We start from the raw sequence: 1,167 nt of genomic DNA on the forward strand, positions 1-1,167 counted from the left end.
CAACTCCTTTCACGGGACTTTAACCCGCTGGATATACCGCCGATCACGGCGAACGGCCTGACCCCTTTGGCCCCCTTTGGCCCCTTTGGCCGAAAGCCGACGCTCAACGTGAAGTTGAGGGGCGGCGCGCTTTTGCGCCGTCCCTCTCGAACGTAAGGTTAGCGGCTTTTTGGCCAACGACTCGGACTGCGAGCATCATGTAACACAGCCAAAACATGCACGACATCACCCTGCACCGCATAAAACAGACCGTAAGGAAAACGAGGAAGGAGTGCTCGGCGAACACTGGGAATTACCTCAGCATAAAGCAGAGGTCCTTGCTCTAGCCGTTTTAGCTGCAATTCCATTGCGGCAATAAATTCTTCACCGAGGCCGGGGCTCTGTAATTCGTACCACTCTTGAGCTTTGCCAGTTTCACGCAACGCTCGTGTAGAGAATTTCAGGCGGTACGCCATGAGCCATCTTTAAGGCTTGATTTCACCTGATCCCAGGAATAACCTGCTTCCGGGTTTGCCTCGAACTCCGCCAAGCGCGCTTCGAGTTCAGCCTTAAGCGCGGGCGAAATCTCCACGGCTTCAGGTACTGCGGCAACGCTGTCCCAGATAAGCTCAACGAGACGAATGCGCTCCTGTACCGGAAGCTCAAGAATGTCGGCAATAGAAATATTGTTCATGTCGAACATTGTACCTTTTTTCGGAAAACACGCTAACGCTGTGCGGGCATCCGCTAACGTGGAGCTCAAGGGCGTGAAGCGTCCCGTGGAGCGCCTGGTTGGGCTTCGTCAGGAAAGAGGGCTTTGTTGATGTCTGCCATTACTTGCTCTTTGACGTTCGGAGAAACGAGGTGGTTGATTGGCTCCAAATATTTGGCCGCGAGTTCGTGGTGCTTTGGCGATGGGCCGCGCCACCTGTTTGCGCCATCGGCCATTACGTAGAGGGATTTAAGCAATGCGGTTACTGATGTTTTTAGCTCTGTGTTTTCTTTTTCCAGACCTTCAACTCGCCGCTCTAGCGTTACTTGGTTTCCTCCTATTTTGTAATCTAAAACTGGCCTTGATCATCATTCCGGCCACCCCCGCTACGCCGCCATCGGCATCAGATAGGGCTGCTTGGGCGGTCGGGGTCGTCGGCGCGCCGGTCGTGGGGGCAGCGGCATGCACTGGAGCAC

2 protein-coding genes are annotated in these 1,167 nt (G+C 54.7%); both read right to left on the reverse strand.

The genetic code is table 11. The features are described 5' to 3' along the window. Window positions 1-158: 158 nt before the first annotated feature. Window positions 159-455 (reverse strand): type II toxin-antitoxin system RelE/ParE family toxin, encoded by a 297-nt coding sequence (locus tag ACCAA_RS21240; RefSeq protein WP_186409244.1) that lies wholly within the window; start codon window positions 453-455, stop codon window positions 159-161. Next, on the reverse strand, window positions 440-682 hold the full coding sequence (locus tag ACCAA_RS21245) for an addiction module protein (protein ID WP_245754726.1): 243 nt from the start codon (window positions 680-682) through the stop codon (window positions 440-442). The genes ACCAA_RS21240 and ACCAA_RS21245 overlap by 16 nt, the downstream gene beginning before the upstream one ends. Window positions 683-1,167: the final 485 nt, after the last annotated feature.

The sequence above is a fragment of the Candidatus Accumulibacter aalborgensis genome (assembly GCF_900089955.1).
Classification (GTDB): Bacteria; Pseudomonadota; Gammaproteobacteria; order Burkholderiales; family Rhodocyclaceae; genus Accumulibacter; species Accumulibacter aalborgensis.